This is a genomic window from Isoptericola aurantiacus (genome assembly GCF_044769875.1).
In the GTDB taxonomy this organism is placed as follows: domain Bacteria; phylum Actinomycetota; class Actinomycetes; order Actinomycetales; family Cellulomonadaceae; genus Isoptericola; species Isoptericola aurantiacus.
The window spans coordinates 349,332-366,895 of the sequence record NZ_JBJBAE010000001.1 but is presented as its reverse complement, the minus strand read 5'-3'; the positions used below and the strand labels follow the sequence as shown (position 1 = coordinate 366,895).

Annotated in this window: 17 protein-coding genes; 15 read left to right on the top strand and 2 right to left on the bottom strand. The window is 74.9% G+C overall.

All coding sequences use genetic code 11. From position 1 onward, the window contains the following. Nucleotides 1-112 precede the first annotated feature (112 nt). The 13 genes from pdhA (at nt 113) to ACIQLL_RS01590 (ending at nt 13,973) form a co-directional block, all read left to right on the top strand. Nucleotides 113-1,399, top strand: a complete 1,287-nt coding sequence (pdhA, locus tag ACIQLL_RS01650) for a pyruvate dehydrogenase (acetyl-transferring) E1 component subunit alpha (RefSeq protein WP_402462333.1) — start codon at nt 113-115, stop codon at nt 1,397-1,399. Beyond that, nucleotides 1,396-2,451: an alpha-ketoacid dehydrogenase subunit beta gene (locus ACIQLL_RS01645; protein ID WP_402462330.1), complete on the top strand. Its 1,056-nt coding sequence runs from the start codon at nt 1,396-1,398 to the stop codon at nt 2,449-2,451. The genes pdhA and ACIQLL_RS01645 overlap by 4 nt, the downstream gene beginning before the upstream one ends. 85 nt (nt 2,452-2,536) lie before the next feature. Then, a complete protein-coding gene (locus tag ACIQLL_RS01640; RefSeq protein WP_402462327.1) occupies nt 2,537-4,012 on the top strand; it encodes a dihydrolipoamide acetyltransferase family protein in 1,476 nt (491 codons plus the stop codon). Next, a complete protein-coding gene (locus ACIQLL_RS01635) occupies nt 4,009-5,631 on the top strand; it encodes a carboxyl transferase domain-containing protein (RefSeq protein ID WP_402462324.1) in 1,623 nt (540 codons plus the stop codon). The genes ACIQLL_RS01640 and ACIQLL_RS01635 overlap by 4 nt, the downstream gene beginning before the upstream one ends. Before the next feature lie 17 nt (nt 5,632-5,648). After that, a complete protein-coding gene (locus ACIQLL_RS01630) occupies nt 5,649-7,796 on the top strand; it encodes an ATP-binding protein (RefSeq protein WP_402462322.1) in 2,148 nt (715 codons plus the stop codon). Further along, on the top strand, nt 7,793-8,962 hold the full coding sequence (locus tag ACIQLL_RS01625) for an acyl-CoA dehydrogenase family protein (protein ID WP_402462319.1): 1,170 nt from the start codon (nt 7,793-7,795) through the stop codon (nt 8,960-8,962). Before ACIQLL_RS01630 ends, ACIQLL_RS01625 begins: the two co-directional genes overlap by 4 nt. A gap of 16 nt (nt 8,963-8,978) precedes the next feature. Then, nucleotides 8,979-9,506: a MaoC family dehydratase gene (locus ACIQLL_RS01620; protein ID WP_402462317.1), complete on the top strand. Its 528-nt coding sequence runs from the start codon at nt 8,979-8,981 to the stop codon at nt 9,504-9,506. Then, the gene (locus tag ACIQLL_RS01615; protein WP_402462315.1) at nt 9,503-10,393 is read left to right on the top strand and encodes an HpcH/HpaI aldolase/citrate lyase family protein; all 891 of its coding nucleotides are present in this window, start codon (nt 9,503-9,505) and stop codon (nt 10,391-10,393) included. Before ACIQLL_RS01620 ends, ACIQLL_RS01615 begins: the two co-directional genes overlap by 4 nt. Before the next feature lie 51 nt (nt 10,394-10,444). Beyond that, nucleotides 10,445-11,050 (top strand): thymidine kinase, encoded by a 606-nt coding sequence (locus ACIQLL_RS01610; protein ID WP_402462312.1) that lies wholly within the window; start codon nt 10,445-10,447, stop codon nt 11,048-11,050. Between the two features lie 13 nt (nt 11,051-11,063). Beyond that, nucleotides 11,064-11,783 carry a ThuA domain-containing protein gene (locus tag ACIQLL_RS01605; protein ID WP_402462309.1) on the top strand — a complete coding sequence of 240 codons (720 nt, stop codon included), beginning with the start codon at nt 11,064-11,066 and terminating at the stop codon, nt 11,781-11,783. Nucleotides 11,784-11,845: 62 nt separating this feature from the next. After that, a complete protein-coding gene (locus ACIQLL_RS01600; RefSeq protein WP_402462306.1) occupies nt 11,846-12,532 on the top strand; it encodes a hypothetical protein in 687 nt (228 codons plus the stop codon). A gap of 65 nt (nt 12,533-12,597) precedes the next feature. Next, nucleotides 12,598-13,341 carry a YcnI family copper-binding membrane protein gene (locus tag ACIQLL_RS01595; protein WP_402462304.1) on the top strand — a complete coding sequence of 248 codons (744 nt, stop codon included), beginning with the start codon at nt 12,598-12,600 and terminating at the stop codon, nt 13,339-13,341. Then, nucleotides 13,338-13,973, top strand: coding sequence for a copper resistance CopC family protein (locus tag ACIQLL_RS01590; protein WP_402462301.1), 636 nt, complete (start codon nt 13,338-13,340; stop codon nt 13,971-13,973). The genes ACIQLL_RS01595 and ACIQLL_RS01590 overlap by 4 nt, the downstream gene beginning before the upstream one ends. Before the next feature lie 20 nt (nt 13,974-13,993). Here the strand turns inward: ACIQLL_RS01590 and ACIQLL_RS01585 are convergent, their stop codons facing one another. Continuing rightward, a complete protein-coding gene (locus ACIQLL_RS01585) occupies nt 13,994-14,473 on the bottom strand; it encodes a tRNA (cytidine(34)-2'-O)-methyltransferase (RefSeq protein WP_402464596.1) in 480 nt (159 codons plus the stop codon). 95 nt (nt 14,474-14,568) lie between these two features. On the opposite strand from ACIQLL_RS01585, the gene ACIQLL_RS01580 reads away from it, so the two are divergent. Beyond that, nucleotides 14,569-15,681 (top strand): alcohol dehydrogenase family protein, encoded by a 1,113-nt coding sequence (locus ACIQLL_RS01580; RefSeq protein WP_402462298.1) that lies wholly within the window; start codon nt 14,569-14,571, stop codon nt 15,679-15,681. Beyond that, nucleotides 15,668-16,735 carry a proline racemase family protein gene (locus tag ACIQLL_RS01575; protein ID WP_402462295.1) on the top strand — a complete coding sequence of 356 codons (1,068 nt, stop codon included), beginning with the start codon at nt 15,668-15,670 and terminating at the stop codon, nt 16,733-16,735. Before ACIQLL_RS01580 ends, ACIQLL_RS01575 begins: the two co-directional genes overlap by 14 nt. Nucleotides 16,736-16,740: 5 nt before the next feature. On the opposite strand, the gene ACIQLL_RS01570 is transcribed toward ACIQLL_RS01575, so the two are convergent. Continuing rightward, complete coding sequence (locus tag ACIQLL_RS01570; protein ID WP_402462292.1) at nt 16,741-17,562, bottom strand: alpha/beta fold hydrolase; 822 nt, start codon at nt 17,560-17,562, stop codon at nt 16,741-16,743. Nucleotides 17,563-17,564 lie beyond the last annotated feature (2 nt).

Sequence of the window (17,564 nt, the reverse complement as noted above, 5' to 3'; positions counted from 1 at the left end):
CACAGTGCGCAGCAGGTCCGACGGCGGTGGTGCGGTGTGACCTGGCGGCGTTACGTTCGCCACATCGGCGCTCGACGAGGAGCGCCGTCTTCGATGCGAGGTGAGGCCACCCATGCCCAGCACCACGGATCCGAGGACTCGAGACCTGTCACGAGCGGGTGAGTCGGCGTCCTCGGCGGACAGCGCCCACGGCGGGGCGCGGGACCGTGCGTCCCGCGACCGTGCCCCCCACGACCGTGCGGCGTCGAACGGCCACCCGGCCCGCGCCGGTGCCCCGCGCGGCGGGGGGAGCGACGACGCGACCGTGCGCCTGATCGACGCCGACGGCATCCGCACCCCCGACGCCGGCTACGACTCGTGGGTCGAGGACGTCGACGACGCCGCGTGGGTGCGGCTGTACGAGGACCTGGTCGTGGTCCGGCGTATCGACACCGAGGCCACCGCGCTGCAGCGCCAGGGCCAGCTCGCCCTGTGGCCGCCGCTGCTGGGGCAGGAGGCCGCGCAGGTCGGCTCGGCGCGCGCCCTGCGGGAGGACGACTTCGTGTTCTCCAGCTACCGCGAGCACGCCGTCGCGCACGTGCGTGGCGTGGCACCGGTGGACCTGCTGCGCGTGTGGCGCGGCGCCGTCGGCTCCGGCTGGAACCCGCACGAGGCCCGCATGGCACCCATGCAGGTCATCATCGGGGCGCAGTCGGTGCAGGCGGTCGGCTACGGCGTGGGCATCCTCGCCGACGCCGAGCGCGACGGCCGCACCGGCGACACCGAGGTGGCGGTGACGTACTTCGGTGACGGCGCCACCAGCCAGGGCGACGTCTCGGAGGCGTTCACGTTCGCCTCGACCTGGTCCGCGCCGGTGGTGTTCTTCTGCCAGAACAACCAGTGGGCGATCTCCGAGCCCGTCTCGTTGCAGTCCAAGGTGCCGCTCGTGGAGCGCGCCCGCGGGTTCGGGATGCCGGGCGTGCGCGTGGACGGCAACGACGTGCTCGCCGTGCTCGCCGTCACCCGCGAGGCGCTGCACCGCGCCCGCACCGGTGGCGGCCCGACCCTGATCGAGGCGGTGACGTACCGCCGCGGCCCGCACACGACGGCCGACGACCCGACCCGGTACCGCACGTCGGCGGAGATCGAGCACTGGGAGGCGCGCGACCCGCTCGCCCGGGTCGCCGCCCACCTGCGGTCCCGTGGTGTGCTCGACGACGCCGTCGAGGCCCGCGTCCAGGAGGCCGCGGACGCGGTGGCGGCCGAGCTGCGCGCCGGGATCACCCGGATCGAGGACCCGTCCTGGGAGGCGATCTTCGCGGACGTCTACGCCGAGCCGCACCACGAGCTGGCCGCCGAGCGGGACGCGTACGCCCGGTACCTCGACGGGTTCGAGACCGCGGGCGGAGGTGCGCGATGACGGCCGAGCCGATGACGCTCGCCCGCGGGCTCAACGCCGGGTTGCGCCGGGCGCTCGCCGACGACGAGAAGGTCGTGCTGCTCGGGGAGGACATCGGCGCGCTGGGCGGCGTGTTCCGGGTGACGGACGGGCTGCAGCGGGAGTTCGGCCCCCGGCGGGTCATGGACACGCCGTTGGCGGAGTCCGGCATCCTGGGCACCGCGATCGGGATGGCCTATCGCGGCTACCGCCCGGTGGTGGAGATCCAGTTCGACGGGTTCGTCTACGTCGCGTTCGACCAGATCGTCAGCCAGGTCGCCAAGATGCGGGCCCGCACCGGTGGCGCGGTCTCGATGCCGCTGACCGTCCGCATCCCCGTGGCCGGCGGGATCGGCGCGGCCGAGCACCACTCGGAGTCGCCGGAGGCGTACTTCGTGCACACCGCCGGGCTGCGCGTGGTGTCGGTGTCGAACCCGCAGGACGCCTGCACGGTGCTGCGCCAGGCGATCGCCAGCGACGACCCGGTGATCTTCTTCGAGCCCAAACGGCTCTACCACGTCAAGGGGCCCGTCGAGATCGAGGACCTGGCCGCGACGCGCCCGATGGGTGCGGCGCAGGTCGTCCGCCGCGGCTCCGACGTCACCGTGGCCACCTGGGGGTCGCACGTGTCCACGGCGATCGACGCGGCCGAGGCGATGGCCGACGACGGCGCCTCGGTCGAGGTGGTCGACCTGCGGTCGCTCTCGCCCTGGGACGCCGACACCGTGGTGGCGTCCGTGCGGCGCACCGGACGGCTGGTGGTCGTCCAGGAGGGGCCGCGCCAGGCCGGGGTCGGCGCGGAGATCTGCGCCACCGTCACCGAGCGGTGCTTCGAGCACCTGCAGGCGCCGCCCGTGCGCGTCACCGGCCACGACGTCCCGTACCCGCCCGCGAAGCTGGAGGGCCACCACGTGCCCGACCTCGACCGTGTCTGCTTCGGCATCGACCAGGCGCTCGGGCGCGTCCCCGTGGACGTCCCGACCGCCCGCCCCGAGCGGGCGATGCCGGGGTCGTCCGAGAGGAGCGCCGCATGAGCGCGAGGAGCCCCCGCGGAGGGAGCGCGAGGGACGAGGGCTGCCGGAGCGAGGCACCGCAGGGATCGTGCGAGAGGAGCACCGCATGAGCGCCCAGCAGTTCCTGCTCCCCGACCTCGGGGAGGGACTGACCGAGTCCGAGATCGTCGAGTGGCGCGTCGCCCCCGGGGACGTGGTCACGCTCAACCAGGTGATCGCCGAGGTTGAGACCGCCAAGGCGCTGGTCGAGGTCCCCTCGCCCTACGCCGGGACCGTGACGACCCTGCATGCCGAGGAGGGGCAGGTCGTCGAGGTCGGCGAGCCGCTGGTCACGTTCGACGTGGAGGGTGCCGAGCCCGCGGACGTGCCGGCCGGCGGCGTCCCGGCCCAGGAGGGGGCCGCCGAGCGACCCCCGGTCGAGGAACCGGCCGCCGAGCACCCCCCGGCCGAGGAACCGGCCGCCGACGGCGCACCGGAGCCCGAGCCGGCGTCGGCCGACGACGGCTCCGGCCCGAACCTGGTGGGTTACGGGGCCCGCTCGGCCCGCAAGGGACGCCCGACCCGGCGCCCGCGCAGACCCGTCGCCCCCACGCCCGTGCCGTCGTCGGACGGCGTGGCCCCGCGCGCGACGGCGGAGCGGCAGGCGGCCCCCGGGGTGCGCGCGATGGCCAAGCGCCTGGGTGTGGACCTCACGGCCGTCCGGGGCACCGGTCCCGACGGGCGGATCACGCGGGACGACGTCGACGCCGCCGCGCGGGGCGCACGGCGCCCGGGCGCCCGGCCCGAGCCCGCCGAGACCCGGGAGCCGGTGCGCGGCGTGCGCAAGCACACCGCTGCTGCGATGACGGCCAGCGCGGCCATCCCGCAGGCCACGGTCCACCTGACCTGCGACGTCACCGACACGCTCGCCCTGGTCGACCGGCTGCGCGCCCACCGGCGCACGGGCGGGACCAAGGTGGGGCTGCTCGCCGTGATCGGCCGCGTGGTGTGCGGCCTCGTCGAGGACCACCCGGCGCTCGTCACGCGCTGGGAGGAGGCCGACGGCGGTGCCCACCTGGTGCGTCCCGCTCACGTGCACCTGGGCATCGCCGTCGCGACCGACCGGGGCCTGGTGGTGCCGCACGTGCCGGACGCCGACGAGCTCTCGCTGGTGGGGCTCGCCCGCGCGCTGGCCGAGCTGGCCGAGACCGCCCGGGCCGGACGCACCCGCCCGGAGCGGCTGACCGGCGGCACGCTCACGCTGACCAACGTGGGGGTGTTCGGCGTGGACGCCGGCAGCCCGCTGCTCAACCCGGGCGAGTCGGCGATCCTCGGCATCGGGCAGGTGGCCCGGCGTCCCTGGGAGCACGACGGCGAGGTCGCGTTGCGCGACGTCGTCACCCTGAGCCTGACGTTCGACCACCGGGTGGTGGACGGCGAGCAGGGCGCCCGGTTCCTGGCCGACCTCGGCGGGCTGCTCACCGACCCGGCGCTCGCGCTGCTGCTCGGCGGCCGTGACGTCGTCGCGGACGCGGCGGGCGCCGCCGCGGACGAGACGACCGGCACCGGGCTGACCGCCGTCGACGGGTCCGGTGCCGCATGAGCACGCTGACCTCCGCCGTCGACCCGGCCACGGACGCCGCCCGGGCGAACGCCGACGCGCAGCGGGCGCTCGCGGCCACGCTGCGCGAACGGACGGCCGCTGCCGCGGCGGGCGGGCCGGAGCGGGCCCGGGACAAGCACGTGGCGCGCGGCAAGCTGCTGCCGCGGGACCGGGTGGCGCGGCTGCTCGACGAGGGCAGCCCGTTCCTGGAGATCTCGCCGCTGGCGGCGTACGGCGTGGACGACGCCGGGAACGGCCCGGGTGAGTGGCCCGGTGCGGGCGTCGTCGCGGGGATCGGGCTGGTCGCCGGGCGGCAGGTGATGGTGGTCTGCAACGACCCGACGGTCAAGGGCGGCACCTACCACCCGCTGACCGTCAAGAAGCACCTGCGCGCGCAGGAGATCGCGCTGGAGAACCGGCTGCCGTGCGTGTACCTCGTGGACTCCGGCGGGGCGTTCCTGCCCCGGCAGGACGAGGTGTTCCCCGACCGTGACCACTTCGGGCGGATCTTCTACCAGCAGGCCCGCCTGTCCGCGGCCGGCATTCCGCAGCTCTCGGCCGTGCTGGGCTCCTGCACCGCGGGCGGTGCCTACGTGCCGGCGATGAGTGACGAGACGGTGATCGTGCGCGACCAGGGCACCATCTTCCTCGGCGGTCCGCCCCTGGTGAAGGCCGCCATCGGTGAGGACGTCACCGCCGAGGAGCTCGGCGGCGGCGCGCTGCACGCGCGGCGCTCCGGCGTCGTCGACCACCTCGCCGACGACGACGCCGACGCCCTGGACCGCGTGCGCCGCATCGTCGCCACGCTCCCGCCGGACCCGGAGCCCGCCTGGGACGTGCAGCCCGCCCGGGAGCCGCTGCTCGACGCGGCCGGGCTGTACGACGTCGTCCCCGTTGACGTGCAGAAGCCGTACGACCCGCGCGAGGTGATCGCCCGGCTCGTGGACGGCAGCCGCCTGGACGAGTTCAAGGCCGAGTACGGCACCACGCTGGTGTGCGGGTTCGCGCGGATCCACGGCCACCCCGTGGGCATCCTCGCCAACCAGGGGGTGCTGCTGCGCGAGTCGGCGCTCAAGGGCGCGCACTTCGTCGAGCTGTGCGACCAGCGCGGCATCCCGCTGCTGTTCCTGCAGAACATCTCCGGGTTCATGGTCGGCACCGACGCCGAGGCCGGCGGCATCGCCAAGGACGGCGCCAAGATGGTCACCGCCGTCTCGACGGCGCGGGTGCCGAAGCTGACCGTCATCGTCGGCGGCTCCTTCGGCGCCGGCAACTACGCCATGTGCGGGCGGGCCTACGGGCCACGGTTCCTGTGGTCCTGGCCCGGGTCCCGCATCTCCGTGATGGGCGGCGAGCAGGCCTCCTCGGTGCTCGCCACCGTCAAGCGGGATCAGCTCGCCGGCCGCGGCGAGGAGTGGGACACCGACGACGAGGCCGCGTTCCGCACCACGATCCGCGACGCCTACGAGGCGGCCGGCGACCCGTACCACGCGACCGCGCGGATGTGGGACGACGGCATCGTCGACCCCGTCGACACCCGCCGGGTGCTCGGCCTGGCGCTCGCCGTCTGCGCGCGCACCCCGCTGACCGACCGCGCCGCGGCGCTGTACCGGATGTGAGAGGGGTGCACCACGACATGTTCACCACCGTGCTGGTCGCCAACCGCGGGGAGATCGCCTGCCGCGTCATCGGCACGCTGCGCCGCCTCGGCATCCGCTCCGTGGCCGTGCACACCGACCCCGACGCCGGCGCCCGCCACGTGCGCGAGGCCGACGTCGCGGTGCCGCTCGGGGACGCCCGCGCCTACCTGGACGTCGACGCCGTCGTCGCGGCCGCCGTCGCCACCGGTGCCGACGCCGTCCACCCCGGCTACGGGTTCCTGTCGGAGAACCCGCGCCTGGCCCGGGCGTGCGCCGAGGCCGGCATCGCGTTCGTGGGCCCCACCGCGCAGGCCATCGAGATCATGGGGGACAAGGTCGCCGCGAAGCGGCTCGTCGCCCAGCACGAGGTCCCGGTGCTGCCCGGCACCCTCGACGACTCCCTGGACGACGACGCGCTGCTCGCCGCGGCGGCCGACGTCGGGTTCCCGCTGCTGGTCAAGCCGGTCGCGGGCGGCGGCGGCAAGGGCATGGAGGTCGTGCGCGCCCCGGCCGACCTGCCGGCCGCGCTGGCCTCGGCCCGCCGGGTGGCGACGTCCGCGTTCGGCGACGACGGGCTGCTGCTCGAACGGCTCGTGGACACCCCGCGGCACGTCGAGGTGCAGGTGCTCGCCGACGCGCACGGCGGCGTCGTGCACCTGGGCGAGCGCGAGTGCACGCTGCAGCGTCGCCACCAGAAGATCGTCGAGGAGGCGCCCTCCCCGGCGCTCGACGACGCCACCCGCGAGCGCCTGGGCGCCGCGGCCTGCGAGGTGGCGCGGTCGGTGGGCTACGTCGGGGTCGGCACCGTGGAGTTCCTGGTGCCCGCGGGCGCGCCCACCGAGTTCGCGTTCATCGAGATGAACACGCGTCTGCAGGTGGAGCACCCGGTGACCGAGATGGTCACCGGGCGCGACCTGGTCGAGGCCCAGCTCCGCGTCGCCGCGGGGGAGAAGCTGTGGTTCTCCCAGGACGACGTGCGCCTCACCGGGCACGCGATCGAGGCCCGCGTGTACGCCGAGGCGCCGCAGCGCGGATTCCTGCCGTCCGTGGGCCGGCTGCTGGTGGTCGACGACGCCGGGACGCCGGCCGGTCCCGACGCGATGCCGCTGCGCCTGGACTCCGGCGTCGCCGGCGGTGACACGGTGTCCGGCGACTACGACCCGATGCTCGGCAAGGCGGTGGCGCACGGCGCCGACCGCGCTCAGGCGCTGGCCCGCCTCGACGGGCTGCTGGCGCGACTGGCCGTGCTGGGCGTCGAGACCAACATCGGCTTCCTGCGGGACCTCCTCAGCGACGACGACGTGCGCGCCGGCCGGCTCGACACCGGGCTGGTGGACCGGTTCGCGGCCGATGTCGCTGCCGACGCGCCGGGACCTGCGCGCGCCGCGTCCGGCGCGGCACCGGACGCGTCCCTGGTGGTCGCGGCCCTGCTGGCCGTACCGCCGCAGGCCGACGGGTCCGCTGCGTCCGGCCCGTGGACCGGTGACGGGTGGCGCCTGAACGCCCCGCACGCGCCACGGCGGCTCGGCCTGCGCGGCCCGGACGGTGCGGTCCACGACGTCGAGGTGACGGGGTCTCGCTCGGGGGCCGTCGTCGCCGCCGACGGCGGGATGCCAGTGCTTGCGTCGCTGACCGCGCCGGGCCGCTCGGGCGCGGGCCCGGCCCACCGTCGGCTGCTCACGGTCGGTCCGGTGCCGGAGGCCGAGGGCATCGGACCGGTGACGCCGGGCGCACGGCCCGACGGCGCGCGGACGGTGGCCGTCACGGCCGTGCGGGAGGCGGCCGGCGACCACGACACCGTGTGGGTCGCGGTCGAGGGCCGCACCACCGTCTGGACCGTGCTCGACCGCGCTGAGCGGGGTGCGATGCTCCGGGCCGACCGCGCTGCCGCGGCCGGACCGGGCGACGGGGGCGCCGCCGTCGGGCCGGTCGAGATCCGCGCGCAGATGCCCGGCACCGTCACCGCCACCCACGCCGCCGGCGCCGTCGAGCCCGGCGCCGCCGCCGTCGTCGTCGAGGCGATGAAGATGGAGCACCCCCTGCCCGCACCGGCCGCAGGGATCCTGCGCGTCCTGGTGCACCCGGGCGACCAGGTCCGCCTCGACCAGGTGGTCGCCGTCGTCGAACCCGAAGGAGCGTCATGATCGCCGACACCTCGTCCACCGCGCTGACCGACCGGCAGCGCAAGCTCAGCCAGACCGTCCGGGAGTTCGCCGACGACGTCGTCGCACCGGCCGCCTACCGGTACGACACCGAGCGCCGCCTGCCGGTGGAGATCATCGCCCAGATGGGTGAGCTCGGGCTGTTCGGGCTGCCGTTCCCCACCGAGGTGGGCGGCCAGGGGGAGGACTACGTCTCGCTGTGCCTCGCCGTCGAGGCGCTGGCCCGCGTCGACCAGTCCATCGCCGTCACGCTCGAGGCCGGCGTCGGGCTCGGCATCATGCCGATCTTCCGGCACGGCACCGCCGCCCAGCGCGAGCAGTGGCTGCCCGACCTGACCAGCGGCCGGGCGCTCGCCGCGTTCGGCCTCACCGAGGCCGGCGCCGGGTCCGACGCCGGGGCCACGCGCACCACCGCACGGCGGGACGGCGACGAGTGGGTGATCGACGGCTCCAAGCAGTTCATCACCAACTCCGGGACCCCGATCACCAGCGTCATCACCGTCACGGCGGTCACCGACCGCGACGGCGACGGGCGCCCGGAGCTGTCCTCCATCCTGGTGCCGGCGGGCACGCCGGGACTGACGGTGGGCGCGCCGTACGACAAGGTCGGCTGGCACACCTCCGACACCCACCCGCTCACGCTCGACGGCGTGCGGGTCCCGGCGGACCACCTGCTCGGCGAGCGCGGACGCGGGTACGCCAACTTCCTGCGGGCGCTCGACGAGGGCCGCATCGCCTTCGCCGCCTTGGCCACCGGCGCCGCCCAGGGCTGCCTGGAGGAGGCCCTGCGGTACGCCGGGGAGCGGCACGTGTTCGGGCACGCCATCGGTGCCAACCAGCACGTCGCCTTCACGCTCGCCCGGATGCAGGCCCGCGTGCACGCCGCCCGGCTGTGCTGGCTCGACGCCGCGCTCAAGCTCACCCACGGCAAGCCGTTCAAGGCCGAGGCCTCCGTGGCCAAGCTCACCTCGGGCGAGGCGGCGATGGCCAACGCCCGCGACGCCTCCCAGATCTTCGGGGGGTACGGGTTCCTCAACGAGAACACCGTGGCCCGCCACTACCGGGACTCCAAGATCCTCGAGGTGGGTGAGGGCACCACGGAGGTCCAGCTCATGGTCATCGCGCGCGACCTGGGGCTGGCGTCATGACGGGCAGGAGCGACGCATGAGGGACGAGATCCAGCAGGGCCTCTACTTCGACGACCTCGCCGAGGACGTCCGCTACGTCCACCGGCCGGGGCGCACGATGACCGAGGCCGACGACGTGCTGTTCACCTCCGTCACGATGAACCCCCAGGCGCTGCACCTGGACGCCGCCTGGGCCGCCACCCAGCCGTTCGGGCGACCCCTGGTGAACTCCATGCTGACGCTCGCCACCCTGGTGGGGCTGTCCGTGGCGCACCTGACGCGCGGCACGATCGTGGCGAACCTCGGGTTCACGGAGATCACGTTCCCCGCCCCCATGTTCCACGGGGACACCCTGTACGGGGCGACGACGGTGCTCGCCCGCCGGCCCTCGACGTCCCGCCCGGGGACCGGGATCGTCACGTTCGAGCACGTCGGCAGCAACCAGGACGACGTCGTCGTCGCCCGCGCCCGGCGGTCGGTCCTGGTCTGGACGCGCGCCGGCCACGAGACCTACGAGGCCCAGCAGGCCGGTGCCGACGCCCCGACGCCGCGGGAGGACACGTGAGCCCCGACCCGTTCACCCTCGGTCCCGCGCTGCTGTTCTGCCCCGCCGACCGCCCCGACCGGTACGCCAAGGCCGCCGACCGGGCCGACGCCGTCCTGCTGGACCTGGAGGACGGCGTCGCCCCCGCCGATCGCCCGGCGGCCCGCGACGCCCTGCGTGCGCACCCGCTCGACCCGGACCGCACGGTGGTGCGGGTCAACGCCGTCGGCACCGCCGACCAGCAGCGCGACCTCGACGCCCTCGCCGGGACGGCCTACCGCATGGTGATGCTGCCGAAGGCCGACGGCCGGTTCGTCGGACCGTTGCTGCGGCCCGACGGCGCACCGTACGCCGTGATCGCCCTCTGCGAGACGGCAGCCGGCGTGCTGGCCGCCCCGGCGCTCGCCGCGCGGCCCGACGTCGTGGCGCTCGCGTGGGGGGCCGAGGACCTCGTGGCCTCCTTCGGGGGGACGTCGAGCCGCTGGCCCGACGGGTCCTACCGCGACGTGGCGCGCCACGCGCGCTCGGCGGTCCTGCTGGCCGCCGCGGCGGCCGGCAAGGCGGCCCTCGACGCCGTCCACGTGGACCTCGACGACCTCGACGGCGTGCGCACCGAGGCGGACGACGCCGTCGCCGTGGGATTCGCCGCCACGATGTGCGTCCACCCGACCCACGCCGCCGTCGTGCGGGAGGCCTATGCGCCGTCGGCCGTGGAGGTGGAGCGAGCCCGCGCGGTGCTGGCCGCGGCGTCGTCGTCCACCGGGGCCGCCCGGGTGGACGGACGGATGGTGGACGCCCCGCTGCTCGCGCACGCGCGGTCCGTGCTGCTGCGGGCCGGGCTCGACCAGAACGGGCTCGACCAGAACGGGCTCGACCGGGCCGGGGAACCCGCCCGGTCCGAGGGTTAGGGTGCTGTGCGACGGGCGCGGGGCTCGTCGTGGAGGGCAGGGGGTGCCACGGTGGAGCTGTCGTTGGTGCTCGGCCCGATGAAATCCGGCAAGTCGCTGGACCTCATCGCGCAGGTCGCGCCCCTGGCCTACTCCCGGCTGAGCTGTGCCGTCGTCCAGTCGGCACGGCACGTGCGCGACGCCCGCATCGTCTCCCGCACCGGGGCTTCGGTGCCGACCATCAAGCTGGAGACGCTCGAACCGCTGCTGCACACCACCGAGGACGTCGTCGCGATCGACGAGGTCCACATGTTCACCCCCACCGACGTCCGGGTGGTCGAGGAGCTGGTGCTGCGCGGCACCCGCGTGCTGGCCTGCGGCATCGACCTGGACCACCGCGGCGAGCTGTTCGCGACGATCCGGGCGCTGCTCGAGCTGGGACCCACCGACGTGCGCTACCGGCGTGCCGTGTGCGACCGCTGCCAGGACCTGCACGCCGCGTTCACCCAGGTGCTGCGTGACGGCATCCCGTTCCTCGAGCCGCTGGGGGCCTCCGAGCCGCTGCCCGACGACGGGACGTTCACCTACGAGGCGCTGTGCCGGCGGTGCTTCGTGCTGCCCGGGACCGCGATCGTCACCGGATCTCCCGGAGTCCGGCGGGCGAGCGCGCACCCGTGACAGGATCGGTGGTGTGACGCACCACGACTCCGCCGAGAGCCCGCACCGGGTCCTGGTCCTGACCGGCCGCGGCCGCTACGAGGACCCCTGGCACGACCACGCCGCGACGAGCCACCGCCTGGCGAACCTGCTGGGCGACCTGGAGGTGGGAGGCCGCGGGTGCGACGTCGAGGTGCGCTCGACGTTCCCGGACGCGCTGGACGACCTCGACGGCGTCGACCTGCTCGTGGTGAACTCCGGTACGTCGTGGCCGGGCTTCCTCGAGGCGGGGATCGGGCCGGACGACGGCGCGTGGTCGTCGTTCCACGAACGCCTCGCGGCGTGGGCCCGCGCCGGGGGGAGCATCCTGGCGCTCCATCAGGCGGCGAACACGTTCGGCGACGCGTCCGACTGGGAGCACGTCCTGGGCGGCCGCTGGGTGGCGGGGGAGTCCTACCATCCGCCGTCCGGCCCCACGGAGCTCACGCTGGCCACCGGCGGGCACCCGCTCGTCGTCGGGGCCGGCACGGTGGAGGTCGAGGACGAACGCTACTGCGGGCTGCGGGTCGCCCCGACGTCCGAGGTGCTCGGGTGGGTCACCGACGACGACGGTGAGCAGCAGCCGGTCCTGTGGACCACCGAGGAGCACGGCGGCCGGACCCTCTACAGCGGGCTGGGGCACGACGTGCGGGCCTACGACTCGCCGTCGTACCTGCGCCTGCTGCTGCGGGCGGGGACCTGGCTGCTGACGTGACGTCGCCCACGACGCCGGGGTCCCGGGGCGGTACGGCGGTCGCCCGGCCCTAGGCTGTGGCCATGCGCACCGCACCGGCCACCCCCGTGCTGCTGGTGCGCGCGCTGCTCGTCGGCAGCACCTCGCTGGCCATGGCCATGGCCGCGCACGCGGTCGCCGGTGGCGGGGTCCCGCGCAGCGCCCTGGCCGCCGGCGTGCTGGTGGCCTCCGTGCTGCCCGCCGCCGTGGGGGCGGCCCGCGGCGCGCTGACGCTGCCGCGGCTCGTGCCCGTGCTCGGCCTGCTGCAGGTGCTGCTGCACGCCGAGCTGTCCGTCCTGGTCGGGCACGGCGCCCACACCGCGTCGTCGGTGGGCGGCCTCACCGGGCACGCCGCGCACGGCGTGGACCCGGCAGCCCTCGCCGGACGCCTCTCCGCCGACGCCGCCGCGGCGGCGAGCGCCGCCCCCGTGCACGACTCCGGTGGTCTGCTCATGGTCGCGGCGCACGTCGTGGCGGTCGCCCTGGTCGCCGGCGTGCTCGCGTCCGGGGATCGCGCCGCACGCTGGGTCGTCGCCTGGATGTCGGCCGTCGCCCTCCTGGTGCGCCGCGCGTCGCTGCCGGTCCCGTCGCGGCCGGCCTGCGCCGTCGTCGCCGACGCCCTGGTCGTCTCCCGGGTGCTCGGGCGCCTGCTCGGGCACGGCCTGCGGTTCCGCGGTCCGCCGGTGCCGGACCGCCGCGCCGCCGCGACCCTCGCCCCCGGCGCCGCCTGACCCGCTCCTGTCCGGGGGCGGGTCCTCTCCGCCGTACCTCCGCACCACACAGGAGCACCACTGCCATGCACACCTTCCTCCGCCGCGCCCTGACCACGGGCGGCACGGGCCTGCTCGGCCTCACGTTCGCCGTCGCCGGCGCGGGCGCGGCCTCCGCGCACGTCACCGTCGACCCGACCGACGCCACCGCCGGCAGCTACACGCTGCTGACCTTCCGGGTGCCCACCGAGTCCGACACCGCCTCGACGACCGAGCTCGAGGTCGACCTGCCCACCGACACCCCGTTCGGCCACGTGTCCGTGGAGCCCGTCCCGGGCTGGACCGCGACGGTCACCACCGCCGAGCTCGACGAGCCGGTCGAGGTGCACGGCGCCGAGATCACCGAGGCCGTCGACACGGTCACGTGGACCGCCGACGACGACGCCGCGGCGATCGCGCCCGGGGAGTTCCAGCGGTTCACCGTCTCGGCCGGGCCGGTGCCCGAGGTCGACAGCATCGTGCTGCCGGCCCACCAGACCTACTCCGACGGCACGGTCGTCGACTGGGAGGAGGTCGCCGAGGGTGACGCCGAGCCCGAGAAGCCCGCGCCGACGCTGACGGTCACGGCCGAGAGCGCCGCGGACGGCGGGGCGACCGACGCGGCGGCTGCCGACGACGACGTCGCGTCCCAGGGTGCGGCGTCCGACGGCACGTCCTCGAGCGACGCGGGGGCGTGGCTCGGTGCGGTCGGCCTGGGCCTGGGGCTCGTCGGTGCCGTCACCGGCGTCGTCGCGCTGTCCCGGTCCCGCTCGGGCGGCTCGGCCCGATGAGCGCCCGCGGACTGGCACGGTCCGCGGCTCTCGTCGGTGCGGCCGTCGCGCTCTGCGTGACGGCCGCACCGACGGCGTCGGCCCACAACTTCGTGGTGGGGACGGACCCGGAGGACGGGGCGACGGCGACCTCCCCCGTGGACGAGGTCTCGGTGACGTTCAACGACGTGCTGCTCGACATGGGCGGGGAGTCGACCGTCGTCGACGTGACCGGTCCCGACGGCTCGCACTACGCCACCGACTGCCCGGTGATCTCCGGACCCGAGGTCTCCGTCCCGGTCGAGCTCGGCGCGGCGGGGGAGTACACCGTGTCCTGGCGGGTCGTCTCGGCGGACGGGCACCCGATCTCGGGTGACTTCACGTTCGACCACGAGCCCGCTGACGAGGCGTCACCGGACGCCGGTGTCGCCGAACCGGTCTGCGGTGGGGTGTCCGGGTCCGCCGGCGACGACGCGGAGGGGAGCGGCGACTCCGGCGCCGCGACCGACGTGCCCGACCAGGCGTCGTCGGACGCCGTGTCCGCGCCGGTGCTCGCCGGCATCGTCGTCGGTGTCGCGCTGCTGGCCGGTGCGGGCGTCCTGGTGGCGCTGCGGCTCGGGCGGCGGCGCGGCCCGGGCGGTGGCGCGGACTGAGGCGGGTTCGCCGGCGCTCCTCAGGCGCCGGCGAACCCGGTCTGCCGCCATGCCTCGTACACGACGATCGAGGCGGCGTTGGTGAGGTTGAGCGACCGGCGTCCGGGCAGCATGGGGATCTTCACGCGGTCGGTGACCCGCGGGTGGTCGAGCGCCGAGTCCGGCAGACCGGTGGGTTCGGGGCCGAAGAGCAGCACGTCCCCGGGGGCGTACGTGACGTCGGTGTACGTCGTCGTCGCGTGGGCCGTGAAGGCGAAGACCCGCGCCTCGGGCACCGTGGCGAGCACGTCGTCGAGGGTCGCGTGGACGTCCATGACGGCCAGGTCGTGGTAGTCGAGCCCGGCCCGCCGGAGCTTGGCCTCGGACAGGTCGAACCCGAGCGGCTCGACCAGGTGCAGCCGGGCGCCGGTCACCGCGGCCAGGCGGATCGCCGAGCCCGTGTTCCCCGGGATGCGCGGCTCGTAGTAGACGACGTGCGCGAACGGGTCGCGGGATGGCACAGGAGGCAGGGCTGGCTGGGACACGCCGTCGATTCTCCCACCACCGGACCGCGATTCACGGGGCGGCGGCCCGGTCCCGCCCCTAGGCTCGACGGATGGAGCCGATACCCGCCCAGATGCAGGCCGTCCAGCTCGTCGGGCACGGGGGGCTCGACCAGCTCGTCCACCGCGACGACGTCCCCACCCCCCGCCCCGCACCGGGTGAGGTGCTGATCGAGGTCCGCGCCTGCGGCATGAACAACACCGACGTGTGGGTCCGGGAAGGGGCCTACGGCACCGAGACCGACGCCGCGGAGGTGTCCACCTGGCGGCGGGGGCGGTCCACCCTGGAGTTCCCCCGCATCCAGGGGACCGACAGCGTCGGCGTGATCGTCGCCGTCGGCGAGGGCGTGCCCGCCGGACGCGTCGGTGAACGCGTCATGGTGGACTTCTCGATCTACAACCGGCCCGAGGGAGACGACTCCCTGGCGGACATCGACTACATCGGCCACGGGCGCGACGGCGGGTACGCCGAGTACCAGGTGGTGCCGGCCGAGAACGCCTACGAGATCACCAGCGACATCACCGACGCCGAGCTCGCCACGTTCTGCTGTGCGTACCTGACCGCCGAGCAGATGCTCGACCGGGCACGGCTGGCCTCCGGCGAGCGGGTGCTCGTCACCGGGGCCTCCGGCGGGGTCGGGTCGGCGATCGTGCAGCTCGCCCGGGTCCGCGGTGCGATCCCGTACGCCGTGACCAGCGCCGGCAAGGAGGACGCCCTGCGCGAGATCGGCGCCGAGGACGTCATCCTGCGCGACGCCGACGACCTGGTGGCCGAGACCGAGCGCGTCGTGGGCGCCCCGGTCGACGTGGTCGCGGACCTCGTGGCCGGGCCGATGTTCAACGACCTGCTGCGCATCCTGCGACCCGAGGGCCGCTACACCACCGCCGGCGCGATCGGCGGACCCGTGGTCGACCTCGACCTGCGCACCATGTACCTCAAGCAGCTCGAGCTGCACGGGTCCTCCCAGGGCACCCGCACGGCGTTCCGCCGCCTGGTGCGGTACATCGAGAACGGCGACATCAAGCCGCTGCTGGACCGCACCTTCCGGCTGTCCGACTTCCACGAGGCGCAGCGGACCTTCATGGCCAAGACGTACATCGGCAAGCTGGTCGTGGTCCCCGACCGGCACTGGGACACCGTAGGAGCACCCCATGTCGCACCGTGAGCGCACGCTCCACCTCATCGACACCCAGGCGGGCGGCGACGTCAGCCGGATCGTCACCGCCGGCGTCGAACCGCTGCCCGGCGCCACCGTGCTGGAGAAGGCCCGCTACCTGCAGCACGAGGGCGACGGGCTGCGGCGCCTGCTGCTGTCCGAGCCGTACGGGGACCCGGCGATGTCGGTGGACCTCGTCGTCGAGCCCAGCCACCCCGAGGCGCAGGCGGGCTACATCATCATGGAGGCGATGGGCTACCCGCTGTACTCCGGGTCCAACACGATCTGCACCGCCACGGCCCTGCTGACCAGCGGGATGATCCCGTTGCGCGAGGGGGACGGGCTGCAGGACGTGGTGCTGGAGTCCCCGGCGGGGCTGGCGCGGATCAGCGCCCGGGTGGCGGGCGGCCGGGTCACCTCGATCACCACCCAGGGCGAACCCGCCTACGTGGCCGACGAGGGGCTGTCCGTCGACGTGCCGCACTACGGTCGGGTCCAGTTCGACCTGGTGTGGTCCGGCGCGTACTACGCGCTGATCGACGCGAGCCGGTACGGGTTCACCATCGACGCCGAGAGCCAGATCGCGCTGACCGCGTTCGGCGACGCGTTCGTGCGGGCCGCGCGGCCCGGGCTGCGCGAGGAGCACCCCGACCTGGGGCACGTGGGTCCGCTGCCGTTCGCCCACTTCATGGGGCCCGTCCGGGAGATCGGTGCGGGACGCTACGAGTCGCCGTCGGCCACCTACGTGCATCCCGGGGTGCTGTGCCGCAGCCCCACGGGGACCGGGACCTCGGCGCGACTGGCGCTGATGTCCCGCCGCGGCCAGATCGCCGAGGGCGGGTCGCTCGAGACGATCTCTCCGCGCGGCAACCGGTTCGTCGGGACGGTGCTGGAGGACACCCAGGTCGGTGAGTTCGGGGCGCTGCACTCGACCATCACCGGCGGTGCGCGGCTGCTCGCGCACTCGCAGATCACCGTGGACCTGGACGACCCGCTCGTGGACGCCTCCGACCTGGAGCACGTGCTCGCACGGCAGGAGGCGCCCACCGGTGGGGCGTCGTAGCGCGCTCAGGGGGCCAGGAAGGCCACGAGGTCCCGGGTGAGCTGCTCCTCGTAGCTCCCGGTGATGCCGTGGGGCGCACCCGGGTACACCGTGAGCGTGGCGTCCTTGAGGATCTCCGCGGAACGCAGCCCGGCGGCCTTGATCGGCACGATCTGGTCGTCGTCGCCGTGCGCGACCAGCACGGGGACGTCGATCTTCTCGAGGTCGGCCGTGTAGTCCACCTCGGAGAACTGCGCCACGCAGTCGTAGGCGGGCTTCAGCCCGGCCTGCATCGACAGACGCCAGAACTGCTCGCGCGTCCCGTCCGACACCTCGGACCCCTCGCGGTTCGCCCCGAAGAACGGCACCGACAGCTCGCGGTAGAACTGCGACCGGTCCGCGAGCAGCCCCGCGCGGATCCCGTCGAAGGCGTCGATCGGCGTCCCGTCCGGGTTGTCCGGCGTCTGCAGCATCAGCGGCGGCACGGCGCCGACCAGCACCGCCTTGCGGACCCGGGCCGAGCCGTGCCGGCCGAGGTAGTGCGCCACCTCGCCGCCGCCCGTGGAGTGCCCCACCAGGACGACGTCGGTCAGGTCGAGCTGGTCGAGCAGCGCGGCGAGGTCGTCGGCGTAGTGGTCCATGTCGTTGCCGTCCGCGGTCTGCGTGGACCGGCCGTGGCCGCGCCGGTCGTGGGCGACCGCCCGGAACCCGGCCTCGACGACGGCGAACATCTGGCGGTCCCAGGCGTCGGCGTTCAGGGGCCAGCCGTGGCTGAACACGACGGGGCTCCCTGAGCCCCAGTCCTTGTAGAAGAGGTCGATCCCGTCGGTGGTCGTGATGAACGCCATGG

Excerpts from the sequence above, each read along its gene's own strand:
- pdhA (WP_402462333.1), top strand. The coding sequence starts at position 113 with ATGCCCAGCACCACGGATCCGAGGACTCGAGACCTGTCACGAGCGGGT.
- ACIQLL_RS01645 (WP_402462330.1), top strand. The coding sequence starts at position 1,396 with ATGACGGCCGAGCCGATGACGCTCGCCCGCGGGCTCAACGCCGGGTTG.
- ACIQLL_RS01640 (WP_402462327.1), top strand. The coding sequence starts at position 2,537 with ATGAGCGCCCAGCAGTTCCTGCTCCCCGACCTCGGGGAGGGACTGACC.
- ACIQLL_RS01635 (WP_402462324.1), top strand. The coding sequence starts at position 4,009 with ATGAGCACGCTGACCTCCGCCGTCGACCCGGCCACGGACGCCGCCCGG.
- ACIQLL_RS01630 (WP_402462322.1), top strand. The coding sequence starts at position 5,649 with ATGTTCACCACCGTGCTGGTCGCCAACCGCGGGGAGATCGCCTGCCGC.
- ACIQLL_RS01625 (WP_402462319.1), top strand. The coding sequence starts at position 7,793 with ATGATCGCCGACACCTCGTCCACCGCGCTGACCGACCGGCAGCGCAAG.
- ACIQLL_RS01620 (WP_402462317.1), top strand. The coding sequence starts at position 8,979 with ATGAGGGACGAGATCCAGCAGGGCCTCTACTTCGACGACCTCGCCGAG.
- ACIQLL_RS01600 (WP_402462306.1), top strand. The coding sequence starts at position 11,846 with ATGCGCACCGCACCGGCCACCCCCGTGCTGCTGGTGCGCGCGCTGCTC.
- ACIQLL_RS01595 (WP_402462304.1), top strand. The coding sequence starts at position 12,598 with ATGCACACCTTCCTCCGCCGCGCCCTGACCACGGGCGGCACGGGCCTG.
- ACIQLL_RS01590 (WP_402462301.1), top strand. The coding sequence starts at position 13,338 with ATGAGCGCCCGCGGACTGGCACGGTCCGCGGCTCTCGTCGGTGCGGCC.
- ACIQLL_RS01580 (WP_402462298.1), top strand. The coding sequence starts at position 14,569 with ATGGAGCCGATACCCGCCCAGATGCAGGCCGTCCAGCTCGTCGGGCAC.
- ACIQLL_RS01575 (WP_402462295.1), top strand. The coding sequence starts at position 15,668 with ATGTCGCACCGTGAGCGCACGCTCCACCTCATCGACACCCAGGCGGGC.
- ACIQLL_RS01570 (WP_402462292.1), bottom strand. The coding sequence starts at position 17,562 with ATGGCGTTCATCACGACCACCGACGGGATCGACCTCTTCTACAAGGAC.